General features: G+C 67.8%; 15 protein-coding genes. 2 read left to right on the top strand and 13 right to left on the bottom strand.

What is annotated here, in order from left to right:
- Positions 1-16 precede the first annotated feature (16 nt).
- The 4 genes from NWF22_RS20925 to NWF22_RS20910 all read right to left on the bottom strand — a co-directional run bounded on the left by NWF22_RS20925 (position 17) and on the right by NWF22_RS20910 (position 2,274).
- A complete protein-coding gene (locus NWF22_RS20925) occupies positions 17-469 on the bottom strand; it encodes a flavodoxin family protein (protein ID WP_160902568.1) in 453 nt (150 codons plus the stop codon).
- Positions 466-942 carry a hypothetical protein gene (locus NWF22_RS20920; RefSeq protein ID WP_160902569.1) on the bottom strand — a complete coding sequence of 159 codons (477 nt, stop codon included), beginning with the start codon at positions 940-942 and terminating at the stop codon, positions 466-468. Before NWF22_RS20920 ends, NWF22_RS20925 begins: the two co-directional genes overlap by 4 nt.
- Positions 943-954: 12 nt before the next feature.
- Positions 955-1,707, bottom strand: a complete 753-nt coding sequence (dapB, locus tag NWF22_RS20915) for a 4-hydroxy-tetrahydrodipicolinate reductase (protein WP_160902570.1) — start codon at positions 1,705-1,707, stop codon at positions 955-957.
- Between the two features lie 78 nt (positions 1,708-1,785).
- A complete protein-coding gene (locus NWF22_RS20910) occupies positions 1,786-2,274 on the bottom strand; it encodes an Lrp/AsnC family transcriptional regulator (RefSeq protein WP_160902819.1) in 489 nt (162 codons plus the stop codon).
- Between the two features lie 137 nt (positions 2,275-2,411).
- Between NWF22_RS20910 and ald the strand changes: the two genes are divergently transcribed.
- A complete protein-coding gene (gene ald / locus NWF22_RS20905) occupies positions 2,412-3,518 on the top strand; it encodes an alanine dehydrogenase (protein ID WP_160902820.1) in 1,107 nt (368 codons plus the stop codon).
- A 50-nt stretch (positions 3,519-3,568) separates the two neighbouring features.
- On the opposite strand, the gene NWF22_RS20900 is transcribed toward ald, so the two are convergent.
- The 5 genes from NWF22_RS20900 to NWF22_RS20880 form a co-directional block, all read right to left on the bottom strand.
- Positions 3,569-4,333 (bottom strand): NRDE family protein, encoded by a 765-nt coding sequence (locus NWF22_RS20900; protein WP_160902571.1) that lies wholly within the window; start codon positions 4,331-4,333, stop codon positions 3,569-3,571.
- Positions 4,334-4,338: 5 nt separating this feature from the next.
- A complete protein-coding gene (locus NWF22_RS20895; protein WP_160902572.1) occupies positions 4,339-5,826 on the bottom strand; it encodes a putative nucleotidyltransferase substrate binding domain-containing protein in 1,488 nt (495 codons plus the stop codon).
- Positions 5,827-5,936: 110 nt separating this feature from the next.
- The gene (locus NWF22_RS20890) at positions 5,937-8,231 is read right to left on the bottom strand and encodes a polyribonucleotide nucleotidyltransferase (protein WP_160902573.1); all 2,295 of its coding nucleotides are present in this window, start codon (positions 8,229-8,231) and stop codon (positions 5,937-5,939) included.
- A gap of 419 nt (positions 8,232-8,650) precedes the next feature.
- The gene (rpsO, locus tag NWF22_RS20885; protein WP_160902574.1) at positions 8,651-8,920 is read right to left on the bottom strand and encodes a 30S ribosomal protein S15; all 270 of its coding nucleotides are present in this window, start codon (positions 8,918-8,920) and stop codon (positions 8,651-8,653) included.
- A gap of 149 nt (positions 8,921-9,069) precedes the next feature.
- On the bottom strand, positions 9,070-10,035 hold the full coding sequence (locus tag NWF22_RS20880) for a bifunctional riboflavin kinase/FAD synthetase (RefSeq protein ID WP_160902575.1): 966 nt from the start codon (positions 10,033-10,035) through the stop codon (positions 9,070-9,072).
- 188 nt (positions 10,036-10,223) lie between these two features.
- On the opposite strand from NWF22_RS20880, the gene NWF22_RS20875 reads away from it, so the two are divergent.
- A complete protein-coding gene (locus NWF22_RS20875; RefSeq protein ID WP_160902821.1) occupies positions 10,224-10,943 on the top strand; it encodes a metal-dependent transcriptional regulator in 720 nt (239 codons plus the stop codon).
- Positions 10,944-10,962: 19 nt separating this feature from the next.
- On the opposite strand, the gene truB is transcribed toward NWF22_RS20875, so the two are convergent.
- The 4 genes from truB to NWF22_RS20855 form a co-directional block, all read right to left on the bottom strand.
- Entirely contained in the window at positions 10,963-11,865 is a 903-nt protein-coding gene (truB, locus tag NWF22_RS20870) for a tRNA pseudouridine(55) synthase TruB (protein ID WP_160902576.1), read from the bottom strand.
- A 1-nt stretch (position 11,866) separates the two neighbouring features.
- Positions 11,867-12,523, bottom strand: a complete 657-nt coding sequence (locus NWF22_RS20865) for a 4'-phosphopantetheinyl transferase family protein (RefSeq protein ID WP_160902577.1) — start codon at positions 12,521-12,523, stop codon at positions 11,867-11,869.
- Positions 12,520-13,506 (bottom strand): metallophosphoesterase family protein, encoded by a 987-nt coding sequence (locus NWF22_RS20860; protein WP_160902578.1) that lies wholly within the window; start codon positions 13,504-13,506, stop codon positions 12,520-12,522. The genes NWF22_RS20865 and NWF22_RS20860 overlap by 4 nt, the downstream gene beginning before the upstream one ends.
- 65 nt (positions 13,507-13,571) lie before the next feature.
- The gene (locus NWF22_RS20855) at positions 13,572-14,882 is read right to left on the bottom strand and encodes an MATE family efflux transporter (RefSeq protein ID WP_373691961.1); all 1,311 of its coding nucleotides are present in this window, start codon (positions 14,880-14,882) and stop codon (positions 13,572-13,574) included.
- Between the last annotated feature and the right edge of the window lie 40 nt (positions 14,883-14,922).

Genomic DNA, 14,922 nt, shown 5'->3' with positions numbered 1-14,922 from the left:
TTCCCAATGGGCGGCATCACTCCATCAGCTGCGCTGCGATCGTGCCACCCAGCTCCCAGCACACCTCACGATCGTCCTTCGTGGGCTTCTCCGACACCACCACGGTCTCGGCAGCCTTCACCCAGCCGAGCCCGGTGGTGATCGACTCGATCGCCTTCTCGGCACCTTCGGTTCCCTGGTTGCCGTGCAGGTAGCACCCGAACGGTCGCCCCTTCGTCGAATCGAGGATCTGGTAGTAGCAGGTGTCGAAGGCGTGCTTGAGCGCCCCGCTCATGTACCCGAGATTCGCCGGGGTGCCGAGGATGTACCCGTCGGCCGCCAGCATGTCGCTTGCGGTCACCGAGAGTGCCGCTCGCCGAACGACTTCCACGCCTTCGATCGCCGGATCGGTGGCGCCGGAGATCACCGCCTCGAACATCTCCTGACAGTGCGGCGACGGGGTGTGGTGGACGATCAGGAGCGTACTCATTCCTCCCCCTTGTACTGTGCGACAGCTCTTTTCATCATCTGCCGGGCGCGACTGCGGTCCCCGGCGTAGTCGTAGGCGCGGGCGATCCGGTACGTGTTGTGCCAATCGGACGGATCGGCTTCCCACTCCTGCTTGACCTCGGCGAACAAGTCGTCGGCAGCCTCCCGCTCGATGCGGCCCGACCGCATGCGGGGCAACTCCGAGACGTCGAGCTCGCGGCCCTCGTCGGCCATGATCCGGGCCAGCCGCTGGTGTTCGATGCCGGCGCGCAACGTCGCGAATATCAGCCAGGCACCGATGAACGGCAGGATCAGCACGCCGATGCCCACCCCGACGCCGGCGACGGTGCCCGACGAGATGAGGTCGAACCCGCGCTGACCGAGGATGACGAAATAGACGACGAGCGCGACGACGAGGAACCCGATCATCCAGACGATGGGTCGGGCATCGCGGCGGGCGGGATCGGCAACCATGACGAACCCGTCCTAGAGATCCATCAGTTCTTCCAGACCCACGGTGAGCCCGGGACGCCTGCCGATCTCTCGCACCCCGAGCAGCACGCCGGGCGCGAAGGACGAGCGGTCCATGGAGTCATGCCGGATCGTCAGCGTCTCCCCCTCGGTACCGAGGAGCACCTCCTGATGGGCGACGAGACCGGCCAGGCGGACCGCATGCACGTGCACGCCGTCGACCACGCCCCCGCGGGCCCCCTCGAGTTCGTCGGTGGTGGCGTCCGGACTCGGCCCCAGACCGGCCTTGTCCCGCGCCTCACCGATCAGCTTCGCCGTGCGGTACGCAGTGCCCGACGGCGCATCCGCCTTGTGCGGGTGATGCAGCTCGATGACCTCGACCGAGTCGTAGAACCGCGCCGCCTGTGCTGCGAAGCGCATCGACAGCACCGCACCGATCGCGAAGTTCGGGGCGATGAGAACGCCGACACCCGGATTGTCGCCCAGCCAGCCGCGCACCTGATCGAGGCGTTCCTCGGTGAATCCCGTGGTGCCCACCACGGCGTGAATGCCGTTGTTGATGAGGAACTCGAGGTTCCCCATCACCGCACTCGGATGCGTGAAGTCGACGACCACCGATGTATTCGACTCCGTGAAGGCTTCCAGCGGGTCACCCTTGTCGACGCCCACGGTGAAATCCATGTCGTCGGCGGCCTCGACCGCAGCCACGATGGCCTGTCCGACCTTGCCCCCACTGCCGAGCACACCGACCCGGATTCCGCTTGCCATCTCGTCCCTCTCGTCGTCCGTCGACCTGTCAGTGTAGTTGTCGCCCTCGCGGCGCCCGGCGACCGTCAACCGCACCGATCAGAAGATCGGCGCACCGCCGCGACGGTGTTCGAAGACGAGTGAGGTGGTGGTGCCGGCGACCTCGCGGCGCGAGTTGAGCATTTCCACGAACTGGCGCAGCGCCTCGGTGTCGGCGGTCGCGACATGCAGGAGGTAGTCGTCGGTACCGGCGAGGAAGAAGACGTCGATCACCTCGTCGTGCCGTTCGATCTCTCCGACGAAATGCCGGATCTCGCCGCGCGCGTCCGACTGCAGACTCACCGCGACCATCGCTCGCAGCGGACGTCCCACAGCGGCCGGGTCCACGTCGGCGAAGAAGCCACGGATCACACCGAGATCAACCAGCCGACGGAGGCGGCCGTGGCAGGTGGACGCCGCAATCCCCGCCCGGACGGCGAGTTCGCTGTTGGGCATGCGGGCGTCGGTCTGCAGAAGTCGCAACAGAGTGCGGTCGATGTCGTCGAGCTGGGGGTCACCGACCCGAACATTCTTCGGCTGCGCTGCCACCATAGGTCCTCTTTTCGGATAATTGACGCTATTGTCCCGACAGTACAGAATTATCCACACATTTGTTGCGCAATTTTCGACGTTCCTTCACGCTTGTGGCACATCAGATCGAGTCCTACCACCATCAGGAGATCCCCATGCGCGTCGGCATCCCCACCGAGATCAAGAACAACGAGTACCGCGTTGCCATCACCCCGGCCGGTGTGGCCGAGCTGCACAACCGCGGTCACGATGTGGTGATCCAGGCCGGCGCGGGCGAGGGCTCGTCGATCCACGACAACGATTTCAAAGCGGCCGGCGCCCAGATCCTGTCGACCGCCGAGCAGGTGTGGGAGCAGGCCGACCTGCTGCTCAAGGTGAAGGAGCCGATCGCCGCCGAGTATCCGCTGCTGCGCGAAGGCCAGACGCTGTTCACCTACCTACATCTTGCGGCGAGCCGCCCGTGCACCGAGGCGCTGCTGGAGTCCAAGACGACGTCGATCGCCTATGAGACCGTGCGCGCCGCCGACGGCTCCCTGCCGCTGCTGGCCCCGATGAGTGAGGTGGCCGGACGGCTGGCACCACAGGTCGGCGCCTATCACCTGATGCGCTCCGAGGGCGGGCGTGGCGTCCTGATGGGTGGCGTACCCGGCACCGAGCCGGCCAACGTCGTCGTGATCGGCGGTGGCGTGAGCGGGGTCAACGCGGCGACGATCGCCGTCGGGATGGGCGCGCAGGTGACCGTGTTCGACGTGGACATCGCCAAGCTGCGCGCCATCGACGCCCGCTTCGCCGGCCGCGTGCACACCCGCTACAGCACGGCGCTGGCCCTCGCCGAGGCGGTGCGCGAGGCCGACCTCGTCATCGGCGCGGTGCTCGTGCCCGGCGCCAAGGCCCCAGTGCTGGTGTCCAACAACCTGGTCGCCGAGATGAAGCCGGGCGCCGTGCTCGTCGACATCGCCATCGATCAGGGTGGCTGCTTCGAGGATTCGCGTCCGACCACCCACGACGACCCGACCTTCACCGTGCACGATGCCGTGTTCTACTGCGTCGCCAACATGCCCGGCACGGTCGCGCGCACCTCGACTCTGGCACTGACCGGAGCGACGCTCCCCTATGTCCTGCGTCTCGCCGACCAGGGTTGGGAGCAGGCCTGCGCCGCCGACCCGGCCCTGGCCTCCGGCCTCAGCACCCACGACGGCAAGCTGTTCACCCGCGAGGTCGGCGAGGCGCTGGATCTCCCGGTCGCCGCAGCTCCGTTCTGAGACGCGCCCACCGGCTGGTCGAGTAGGCACGAGCTGCACCCACGGGCTCGTCAGAGCCGGATCGTCGTGGTGCCGCGCCGACGTCCACGGTAGGTGAAACGCCGCTCGGTGATGTCGCCGTGGCCGTCGTCGCCGAGGCGCAGCACCGTCGACGCGCGCGTTCCGTAACCGCGCAGGTCGATGAAGATCGGCGAGAGGTCGCGTTCACGATCAAGCGGGATACCGGTGCTGGGTAGGGCGTCGTCGACCGGGCGGTGGCGGTCGGCGAGCATCTCGAGGTACGGATCGACGGTGTCGGGATCGTCGTCGACCAGCAAGTCGGACAGCGCGGCTCGCCCACGGTCGACCTTGGGCCACTGACTGTCGAGGGCGCCGTTGGACAGACCGTGGACACCGTCGGGAACCCGCCGCACCTGCGGCTGGGGCCAATTGGTCGCCCACCAGAACTCGTCGGCGTCGGCGACCAGGACGTTGACCGGTGCGTAATCCTGTGCGCGCGTGCGGAGTTCTTCGGCGAACGCCGCCGGGCTCATGGTGCCGAGCAGAAACTCCACCGGCAGCTCGCCGCGCGAGCGCTGACCGGCTCCGGCGGGAGTTCCATCGCGGACGTTGGTGACCATCGCAACCCGCGACGGGTTGTCGGCGTGGACACCCATCCAGGTGCCGCCGGCCTCCCGGTCCCGGCCACCGATGATCGGCACGTCCGGCCAGCGCGCCAGTGCGCGCGTGCGCCGCGCGTGGAACTCGTCTCGGTTGGCGGCGACCACGAGGCGGCGGCCGGGCACGGCATTCCAGCCGAACAGAATCAGACACATGCGATTCAGTCGCCGCCCTGATCGGTGACCGGTAGATAGTGACTCATGTTGGCCATCCTGCGCTGCACCCCGGCGATCTCGCGAATCGCCTGGGCAACCAGGCTGCGATCCAGCGGCGAGAGCCGCTTCATGTCCAGGGTGTCACCCACCTGCTCGCCACGGTCGAACTGCGCCACCTGGTAGGTCAGCCGAACCCGTTGCAACACGTCGAACACCTCGATCAGTTCGGCGGCCTGCGCTTCGCCGAGCATCGCGCTGCCCGCCGCAGCGCGCAGCCGCGAGCGGGTGTCGAGCGCGGTGGAGCCGACGCTGAGTGCGGCCCACCGCGCGATGTTCACCAGCGGTGTGAGCGCATGCTCCTTGATCTCGAATGTGTCGGCCCGGCGGGTCAGCACATCACGCATCGATCGCAACCGCGCCTTGTACGACAGCGCCTCGGCCAGCAGCACCCCCAGTGTCCCGCGGTGCTCGCGAAGCTCGCCGAAAACCTCGCCGACCGCGGTCAGCCCCTGATCTCCCCAGATCGGCCGACCGTCGAGCAGCAACGACGTGAAGATCATGCCCTTGTTCTCCAACGGGGCGTCCAGCCACCCGCGGGCGGCCTGTCGCCACTGCGCATGCGTGCGGGCGAACAGCGGTTTCGAGGCGAGGGCACCGTTGCGGTCGATCGCGAGGCCCGCGCCGACCAGGATCTCGTCCACCTCGCCGAAAGCGGCACGATAGGCGGTGATCTGGGCGTCGGGAACGTCGTCGTCGAACGCGACCGCGGAGTCGATGTCGGAGGTGAGCACCGGTTCACGGCGAGCGTTGCTGCCCAACGACAACCAGGTCAGCGAACCGGGATCGAGCTCCGGATGATGATCGAGCACCAACTCCAGTGCCCGACGCACCACGGCGTCGTGGATCAGCGACGCGACAGCGGTGATCTCGTGCACGGGTTGTTCGCGCCGCACCATATCCGCCATCAGATACGGGATGCGGCGTGACCGGGACTGCAGATCGTCGACGCTGCCGGCGCGAGATACCTGTGCACGCAACGACATACCCGGTCCGGCCGGCGCCGCGACGAAGTCGACGGCGGCCACCACCCCGATCACCGCCCCGGCCGGATCGACCACCGGCATGGCCGTGAGGTCGCGGTCGAGCAGTTCGGTCAGCGCGTCGACCGCAGCGGTCCCCCGGCGCACCACGGGCACCGGTCCGGTGACGAATTCGCGAACGGTTGTGTCGATGTCGCGTCCGGCCGCGACGACCCCGGCTCGGATATCCGCGTCGGTGAGCAGCCCATGGCCTCCGCCCGGCAACGGGATCACCACGTGATCCTGGCCGCGTTCGGTCATCAGCATCGCCGCCTCGCGGACCGTCATATCCGGCGACCCGATGACCGGTGCGGTGACGAGCAGGTCGTCGACGATCCCGGGGCCCGAACCGCTGCGATCGCGCCGACGGGCGACGGTGAGCTTGTCGCCGGATGGACGATCCGGACCGGACAAGAGGGCTCCCTTCGCTGACTCGACGGAACGTTTCCTGCCCAGGTTAGTCGCGAGACGCACGTGGCCCGCCACCCGGAATCGGGTGACGGGCCACGTGGTGTGTCCGGAGATCAGGCGTCGGCGGTGGCCGCCTCTGCCTTGTCGTCGGAACCGGCCTTCTCGTCGTTCTTGGCCTCGTCGTCGACCGGCACCAGGCTGATCTTGCCGCGGTCGTCGATGTCGGCGATCTCCACCCGGAGCTTGGAGCCGACGTTCACGACGTCCTCGACCTTGTTGATCCGCTTGCCCTTGCCGAGCTTCGAGATGTGCACCAGCCCATCGCGACCCGGCAGCAACGACACGAACGCACCGAAGGCGGTGGTCTTGACGACCGTGCCCAGGAACCGCTCGCCCACCTTGGGCAGCTGCGGGTTCGCGATCGCGTTGACCTTGTCGATCGCGGCCTGCGCGGACTCGCCGTCGGAAGCACCGATGAACACGGTGCCATCGTCCTCGATGGAGATGTTGGCGCCGGTGTCCTCGGTGATGCCGTTGATCGTCTTGCCCTTCGGGCCGATCAGTTCACCGATCTTGTCCATCGGGATCTTGATCGTGGTGATCCGCGGCGCGTACGGGCTCATCTCGTCCGGCTCGTCGATGGCCTCGGCCATCACGTCGAGGATGGTCAGACGGGCGTCCTTTGCCTGGCTGAGCGCACCCGCGAGCACCTGGCTCGGGATTCCGTCGAGCTTGGTGTCGAGCTGCAGCGCGGTCACGAAGTCCTTGGTGCCCGCGACCTTGAAGTCCATGTCGCCGAAGGCATCCTCGGCACCGAGGATGTCGGTCAGCGCCACGTAACGGGTCTCCCCGTCGACGGTGTCGGACACCAGACCCATCGCGATACCGGCGACCGGCGCCTTCAGCGGCACACCGGCGTTGAGCAGCGCCATGGTCGACGCGCACACCGAACCCATCGAGGTGGAACCGTTGGAGCCCAACGCCTCCGAGACCTGACGGATCGCGTACGGGAACTCCTCGACGCTCGGGATCACCGGCACCAGGGCACGCTCGGCGAGCGCACCGTGGCCGATCTCACGGCGCTTGGGCGAACCGACGCGGCCGGTCTCACCGGTCGAGTACGGCGGGAAGTTGTAATGGTGCATGTACCGCTTGGACGTCTCGGGTCCGAGCGAATCGATCTGTTGAGCCATCTTGACCATGTCCAGCGTGGTGACACCGAGGATCTGGGTCTCGCCACGCTCGAACAGTGCACTGCCGTGGGCGCGCGGGATCACGGCGACCTCGGCCGACAGCGACCGGATGTCGGTGATGCCACGGCCGTCGATGCGGAAGTGGTCGGTCAGGATGCGCTGGCGTACCAGCTTCTTGGTGAGCGAGCGGTAGGCGGCGCCGATCTCCTTCTCACGGCCTTCGAACTGCTCGCCGAGCTGGGCGAGGATGTCGGACTTGAGCTCGTCGGTCTTGTCGTCGCGCTCCTGCTTGCCGGCGATGGTGAGCACCTGCGCCAACCGCTCGGAGGCAGCACCGGCGACGGCGTCGTAGGCGTCGGACTCGTACGGCGGGAACAGCGGGAACTCGCCGGTCTCCTTGGCGGCCTCGGCCGCCAAGGACTTCTGTGCCTCGCACAGGCGAGCGATGAACGGCTTGGCGGCCTCGAGGCCCTCGGCGACGATCGCCTCGGTCGGTGCCTGTGCGCCGCCGGCGACGATGTCGATGACGTTCTCGGTGGCCTCGGCCTCGACCATCATGATGGCGACGTCGGCCGAATCGCCTTCACCGGACACGATCCGGCCGGCGACGACCATGTCGAACACGGCGCCTTCGAGCTGTTCGACGGTCGGGAACGCGACCCACTGGCCGGCCTTGTTCTCCTCGGTCGGGATGAGCGCGACGCGCACGCCGCCGACGGGGCCGGAGAACGGCAGCCCGGCGAGCTGGGTGGATGCCGACGCCGCGTTGATCGCGACGACGTCGTAGAGGTCCTTGGGATCGAGCGACATGACCGTCACGACGACCTGGATCTCGTTGCGCAGGCCGTCGACGAAGGACGGGCGCAGCGGACGGTCGATGAGGCGGCAGGTCAGGATGGCGTCGGTGGAGGGGCGGCCCTCGCGACGGAAGAAGGAGCCGGGGATGCGGCCCGCGGCGTACATGCGCTCCTCGACGTCAACGGTCAGCGGGAAGAAGTCGAAGTGCTCCTTCGGCTGCTTGGACGCCGCGGTCGTCGACAGCAGCATCGTCTCGTCGTCGAGGTAGGCGGTCACCGATCCGGCGGCCTGCAGTGCGAGACGGCCCGTCTCGAAGCGGATGGTGCGGGTGCCGAAGCTGCCGTTGTCGATGACGGCGGTCGCCTCGGTGATCGTGTCGTCGTAGTCGGCGACATCGGTGGAGGTCACATCTGACATGTGGTTGGAAGAATCCCTTCGTGTTGCCACCGGTGTCCGGTGGCCGAATGGTCGGATGCGGATCAACTCTTCGCCGAACACACCACGCTCTGCGGTGACGTCTGCGCCCAGCAGAGGTGGCGACGTCTGCGACAGCAGAGCCGACCCGGAACGGAGCCATGAGAGAAGTGCCGGTCGTGGGAGATACGCGTTCGAAGCGCATCCCGGTGTTTGCAGACGGCCTTCGATCGAAGCGGCCGGAACCTGTGTCGGAACTGGTTCCGGCGGCCACTACCGAGGACCGATCTGCTCGAGTGTCACGTCCAGCAGGACTTTCACGGCAACGATCAGTTGCCAGCCTATCATCACGGGCTGGCCTGCAGAAACGACTCGGCCGCCCCCGCGATGCGGGGGCGGCCGATCCTGAGAGAATTGCCGGATCAGCGACGCAGACCCAGGCGCTCGATCAGCGAGCGGTAGCGGTTGATGTCCACCTTCGCGACGTACTTCAGCAGACGACGACGGCGACCCACCAGCAGCAGCAGACCACGACGGCTGTGGTGATCGTGCTTGTGCATCTTGAGGTGCTCGGTCAGATCGGTGATGCGCTTGGTCAGCAGCGCGACCTGCGCCTCGGGCGAACCGGTGTCGGTTTCGTGCAGCCCGTATTCGGCGAGGATGTCCTTCTTTTCGGCGGCAGTCAGTGCCATGGAGATACTCCTGGATTCTCAGTCCCGCGTTCTTCGGTCCCGCCGGCACCCACCCAGGTGTCTCGACGGTCGGCGCGCCACCGCGGACCGCAGCAACGCCGATCGGCAACTTTACCAGCGCAAACGGGTGCGACCCAAATCGCGGCCGGTCAACTCCAGTCGGCCAGCACCCGTCGTGTGTCCTCGACGTCGGCGGCGATCGCGGTGATCAGGTCTGCCACGTCGGGGTAGTTCACCATTCCGCGCAGTCGCCCCGCGAAATCGATGGCGACGTGCTGCCCGTAGAGGTCGGCACTCGTGTCCAGGACGAACGCCTCGACGGTGCGGGTCCGACCGGAGAACGTCGGGTTGGTACCGACCGACACCGCGGCCTGATAGCGCTCCCCCGGTTCGACCTGTCCGACGACGGGGCCGACACCCAACACCGAGAACCACGCCGCGTAGACCCCGTCGGCGGGTATCGCCGCGTACATCGGCGGCGCGACGTTGGCAGTCGGATAGCCGAGTTCGCGGCCACGGCCGTCACCGCGCACCACCACGCCTTCCACCCGGTGCGGGCGTCCGAGCGCCTCGGCGGCGGCCTCGACATCGCCCGCCGCGACGCAGGAGCGGATGTAGGTCGAGGAGAAGGTCACCGCGTGCTCACCGAACAGTGAGATGGCCTGCACCTCGAAGCCGAACATGCGCCCCAGTTCCGCGAGTTTGGTGACGTCCCCGGCGGCCTTCTTGCCGAAGGTGAAATTGTCGCCGACCACGACGTCGGCGGCGTGCAGGGTCTCGACGAGGATGTCGTGGGCGAAATCCTTCGGAGAGCGCGAAGCGAGTTCGGGGGTGAACGGCATGACGCAGAAGACGTCGATGCCGAGCTGCTCGGCCAGCTCGGCACGCCGGGTCAACGTGGTCAGCTGCGGCGGATGGGTGCCGGGGCGCACCACCTCGGCCGGATGCGGGTCGAACGTCATCAGCACGGCGGGGACGCCACGCTCCTTCGCCGCTGTCGTCGCAGCATGGATCAACTGGGCGTGGCCGCGGTGCACTCCGTCGAACACGCCGATCGTGACCACACACCTACCCCAGTCCGCGGGGATGTCCTCGAGACCTCGCCAACGCAACACGCGCACCAGCCTACGGCCCGCCGCGACCACAAACCACATCCGGCCGCCGGTGGTGAACAGCGTGTTTCGCCGAAGCTCGGGCGGTGAACGCCGCGCGAACTGTCGAACACGCGACGGCTGCTGTCGCCATGTGATGAGGCACGTCCTAAGCTCGGGTCATGCCCCAGTCCCGCGCGGCCCGAGCCGGCATGTCCGCTTCCGGCGGAGATGACGACGCCCGAACCACGTCGGCCGACCGGCCGGTCACCGAACTGTCCACCGTCACCCAGGACTACCTCAAAGTGATCTGGACAGTGCAGGAATGGGCAGAGGTCAAGGTCACCACCAAAATGCTGGCCGAGCGCCTGAGCGTCTCGGCGTCGACCGCGTCGGAGGCGATTCGCAAGCTCGCCGATCAGGGCCTGGTGGAGCACGAACGCTACGGCGCGGTCACCCTCACCGAGGAGGGGCAGGCCGCGGCGGTGCTGATGGTCCGCCGCCATCGCCTCATCGAGACCTTTCTGGTGCGTGAACTCGGCTACGGCTGGGATGAGGTGCACGACGAGGCGGAGGTCCTCGAACACGCGGTGTCGGATCGGCTGATGTCGCGGCTGGACGCCAAACTCGGTTTCCCGAGCCGGGATCCACACGGCGACCCGATCCCCGCTCTCGACGGCTCGGTGCCCAGTCCGGACGCCAGGCTGCTCGCCGACCTCGAGGTCGACGAATCGGGCATGGTCGCCCGCATCTCCGACGACGATCCGGAGATGCTGCGCTACTTCGACGAGGTCGGGGTGGCACTGGACCGCGTGGTCACCGTCGTCGAGAAACGGCCGTTCGCCGGCACGATCTCGATCTCGGTGGACGGCAGCGATCAGATCGACCTCGGCGACATCGCCGCCCGGGCGATCTTTCTGGTGACCCCCTGAGCCCCGGTCGCGGCGCGGGTCAGCGCAGGGTGGCCGGCCGCACCACCATCACCGAGCTGGCGCGGCGACCCTTCTCCTGCACGAGTGCGATGGCCCGCCCGTCGGGATCGATCACCACATAGGTCTCTTTCCGGCCGATCGGGGTCAGCCATCTCCCCTGGCTGATCGACTCCGCTTCGTCGGCGTCGATGTCGCGGTGCGGGAACGACAGTTTTGCCGCGTCGTCGATGGTCAGCGACAGACCGGGCTGCTCGCGCAACGCCTCCAGTGTGCGGGCATGCTCGAGCGTGAACGGCCCGACGGCTGTGCGGCGCAGCGTAGTCAGATGACCGCCGACCTGCAGCGCAGAGCCGAGATCGCGAGCGAGCGAACGGATGTAGGTGCCGGCCGAACAATCGACCGCCACGACCACGTCGACCCACCCGTCATCGGTGCGTCGGATGGCCGCGATGTCGAAGCGGCTGACCGTCACCGGCCGTGCCGCGAGGTCGAATTCGGCGCCGGTACGTGCCAGGGCGTGGGCGCGCCGACCATCGACCTTGATCGCACTGACCCGGGCCGGGACCTGCTCGATGTCGCCGGTCAACGCCGCCACGCCGGCGACGATCTCGTCGTCACCGAGATGTGCCGCATCGGCCCGCGAGATGACCTGGCCCTCACGGTCGTCGGTGTCGGTGGCCGCGCCGAGCCGGATCGTCGCCACATAGGACTTGGTGGTCAACGACAGCAGTCCGAGCAGCTTGGTGGCGCGCTCGATACCCACCACCAGCACCCCGGTGGCCATCGGGTCCAGTGTGCCGGCGTGCCCGACTCGCCTGGTGTTGAACAGCTTTCGACATCTCGACACGACGTCGTGGCTGGTCATCCCGGCGTCCTTGTCGACGATGATCAGGCCTGCGTTCTCGATCGATGCATCGGCCATGTCACACCAGCGCGATCGTCGTCGTGATGAGGCCCCGGTCGATCATCCATCGTCCCCGAAGCTCCGCCAACGGCGCCCCACCATCGAGCACGGCACCGTCGACGAGGATCGAGGAGGTGAACGAACCTGCCTGCGCCGAGGTCTGGTCGAACTTGATGTGGGCGTCTTCGAAACCCAGCCATCGCTGTGTGAGCGGGAACCACGCCTTGTAGGTGGCCTCCTTGGCACAGAACAGCAGTCGGTCCCAGTGCAGACCGGTCGGCCGGGTGGCGAGCACCGTGCGCTCGGCCTCGAGACTGGTGTGCTCGAGAACTCCGTCGGGTAGGCGGTCGTGGGGTTCGGCGTCGATGCCCAGGGATCGAACCTGCAGTGCATAGGCGACCACGGCAGCCCGATAGCCGTCGCAGTGGGTGAGGCTCCCGACCACCCGGTCCGGCCACACGGGCATCCCACGTTCTCCGCGCATGATCGGGGACGGGTCGATGCCCAACTGCCCCATGGCCTGCCGCGCGCAGTATCGCGCGGTGGTGAACTCGCGGCGTCGTTTGTCCACGGCACGTTCGATCAGGGAGCGTTCGGCCGGCAGCGGCTCGATACCGGGCGGATCCTCGAACGCCTCGGCCGCGGCGACCCCGCTCGGCACGAGCTGTTCGATCATCGGTTGCCTTCCTGCGGACGGGTGCTCGGTCGCGATGCGCGTCGTTCGCGGCGTTCGGCGATGCGACGTGCGAACTCGGCGGCGCGCTTCTCGTAGTCGGGCGGCAGTTCGAACCGGACGCCGTGCTCGGGCAGGTCGTCCGCGGTCAGGCCGGGGTCGGGGATGATCACGCGCAGCAGAGGTTCCGGGAGTCCGCGGCGCTTCCACTCCCGCGGGTATCCCACCGACACCTCTTCGAAGCGCACGCCGTCGTACCAGGTGGTTCGCGGGATGTGCAGGTGCCCGTAGACGCAGCACGCCGCGTTGTACCGGGTGTGCCAGTCCGCGGTCAGTTCGCTGCCGCACCACAGCGCGAACTCGGGGTACATCAGGGCATCGGTGGGTTCCCGACGCAACGGCCAATGATTGATCAACACAGTGGGTTCCGCGGGATCGAGCGCGTCGAGACGCTGACACGTCGACTCGATCCGCGCCCGTCCCCACGCGTCGCGCGTGCCGAACGGCTCGGGCGAGAGCAAGAACTCGTCGGTGGCGACCACGTTGCGCTCACGCGCCAGCGCCAGCGCGGTCAGCGTGGTGGTGGTGCCCTCGGGGCGGAACGTGTAGTCGTAGAGCAGGAACATCGGTACGACCCGCACCGGGCGTGACCCGTCGCCCGGGTCGAACAACGGGTAGATGTCCTCCGGCGTGACGACGCCGATGTCGCGGCAGGCCTGTACGAGATAGTCGTAGCGCGCGACCCCGAAGATCTGCAGCGGGTCCTTCGCGGTGGTGTAGAGCTCGTGGTTCCCCGGCACCCACACCACAGTGTGGAACCGTGTCCGCAGGCGCCGCAACGTGTCGATGATGTCGTCGGTGCGTTCGGCGACGTCGCCCGCGACGATCAGCCAGTCGTCGCTGCTCTGCGGACGGATCTGGTCGACGATGTGCTCATTGCCCCGATGGGCGACGTGGAGGTCACTGATCGCCCACAACGTCGCCATCTCCTCAGCCTAACGATGTGGGCGCGGTCACTCGGACCCGCCCGACCTCAGGCCGCGACGTCACGTCAGGTCTGGGTGCCGGTGCGGCGCCAGTGCCCCGAGCGCACCCGAACAACGACGGCGGCCAACCGTGACACCATGAACACCACCAGGCCGGTCCAGATACCGGCGAGACCCCAGTCGAATACGAGCGACAACCAGATCAGCGGCAGGAACCCGCCCAACGCCGCGGCCAGGGTGGCGGTGCGCAGGAATCGGGCGTCGCCGGCGCCGAGCAGCACACCGTCGAGCGCGAACACGATCCCGGCGATCGGCAGCATCGCGACAAAGAACCACCACGGCGTCGCGATCGCGTCCAGGATCTCCGGGTCGGAGGTGAACAGGCGCGGGATCAGCGACGCGCCGAGCGCGAAGACCGCAGCCGCCGCTCCGGCCGCCACCACCGACACCACGGTCACGCGCCGCGCGATCCCCACCGCAGAGGCGACGGCACCGCCGCCGAGCGCGGCTCCGACCAGTGACTGCGCGGCGATGGCCAGCGAGTCGAGGAACAACGACATGAACTCCCACAGTTGCAGCACCACCTGATGGGCCGCGACGGCCTGCACACCGAACCGCGCCGCCACCGCCGCGGCCGACAGAAAGCACACCTGGAACGACAGGCTGCGCAATACCAGGTCGCGGGCCATCACCAGCTGGGCGCCGATCACCGTTCGGTCGGGAGCGATCCGCGGCGTCGCCGACCCGCGTATCTCGCGGATCACCCGCACAGCGAACAACAACCCGGTCAGCCCCTGCCCCACGAGATTTGCGACCGCACTACCGGGCAGCCCCAGCCGGGGAAACCAACCGACACCGTGGGTGAGACCGACGACGAGCACCGCGGCCACCGACAACCCCGCGACCACGTAGAGGACCGGGCGCCGGGTGTCCTGCACCCCGCGCATCCAGCCATTGCCGGCCATCGACAGCAGGATCAGTGGAACGCCGAACATCGCGATTCGCAGCCAGTCGGTCGCATCGTCGACCACCTGTTGCGAGTCGGCCGAACCCGTACCGACGAGCACCCGCATGACCACCGGCGCCAACGGATACATCACTGCGACCAGTGCGATGCCCACGCCGAGCGCGATCCAACTCGCCTGTATCCCTTCGGATATCGCGCCGCTCCGGTCGCCGGCGCCGTATCGGCGGGCCGAGCGGGCGGTGGTGCCGTAGGAGAGAAAGGTCAGCTGCGTACTGATCACCGACAGCACCAGCGTGCCCACGCCGAGCGCGGCGAGTTCGTTGCCGCCGAGCCGTCCCACCACGGCGAGATCGAGGAGCAGATACAGCGGCGGCGCGATGAGGACGGCCAGCGCGGATACGGTGAGCACACCGATGCGCCGACCACTCACCGCCGGCCCGCCGGAGAGT

Origin of the sequence: Gordonia mangrovi, from assembly GCF_024734075.1 — a bacterium.
Classification (GTDB): Bacteria; Actinomycetota; Actinomycetes; order Mycobacteriales; family Mycobacteriaceae; genus Gordonia; species Gordonia mangrovi.
This window is presented reverse-complemented; position numbering and strand designations above follow the sequence as displayed.

Excerpts from the sequence above, each read along its gene's own strand:
- NWF22_RS20925 (WP_160902568.1), bottom strand. The coding sequence starts at position 469 with ATGAGTACGCTCCTGATCGTCCACCACACCCCGTCGCCGCACTGTCAG.
- NWF22_RS20920 (WP_160902569.1), bottom strand. The coding sequence starts at position 942 with ATGGTTGCCGATCCCGCCCGCCGCGATGCCCGACCCATCGTCTGGATG.
- dapB (WP_160902570.1), bottom strand. The coding sequence starts at position 1,707 with ATGGCAAGCGGAATCCGGGTCGGTGTGCTCGGCAGTGGGGGCAAGGTC.
- ald (WP_160902820.1), top strand. The coding sequence starts at position 2,412 with ATGCGCGTCGGCATCCCCACCGAGATCAAGAACAACGAGTACCGCGTT.
- NWF22_RS20900 (WP_160902571.1), bottom strand. The coding sequence starts at position 4,333 with ATGTGTCTGATTCTGTTCGGCTGGAATGCCGTGCCCGGCCGCCGCCTC.
- NWF22_RS20890 (WP_160902573.1), bottom strand. The coding sequence starts at position 8,231 with ATGTCAGATGTGACCTCCACCGATGTCGCCGACTACGACGACACGATC.
- rpsO (WP_160902574.1), bottom strand. The coding sequence starts at position 8,920 with ATGGCACTGACTGCCGCCGAAAAGAAGGACATCCTCGCCGAATACGGG.
- NWF22_RS20875 (WP_160902821.1), top strand. The coding sequence starts at position 10,224 with ATGTCCGCTTCCGGCGGAGATGACGACGCCCGAACCACGTCGGCCGAC.
- truB (WP_160902576.1), bottom strand. The coding sequence starts at position 11,865 with ATGGCCGATGCATCGATCGAGAACGCAGGCCTGATCATCGTCGACAAG.
- NWF22_RS20865 (WP_160902577.1), bottom strand. The coding sequence starts at position 12,523 with ATGATCGAACAGCTCGTGCCGAGCGGGGTCGCCGCGGCCGAGGCGTTC.
- NWF22_RS20860 (WP_160902578.1), bottom strand. The coding sequence starts at position 13,506 with ATGGCGACGTTGTGGGCGATCAGTGACCTCCACGTCGCCCATCGGGGC.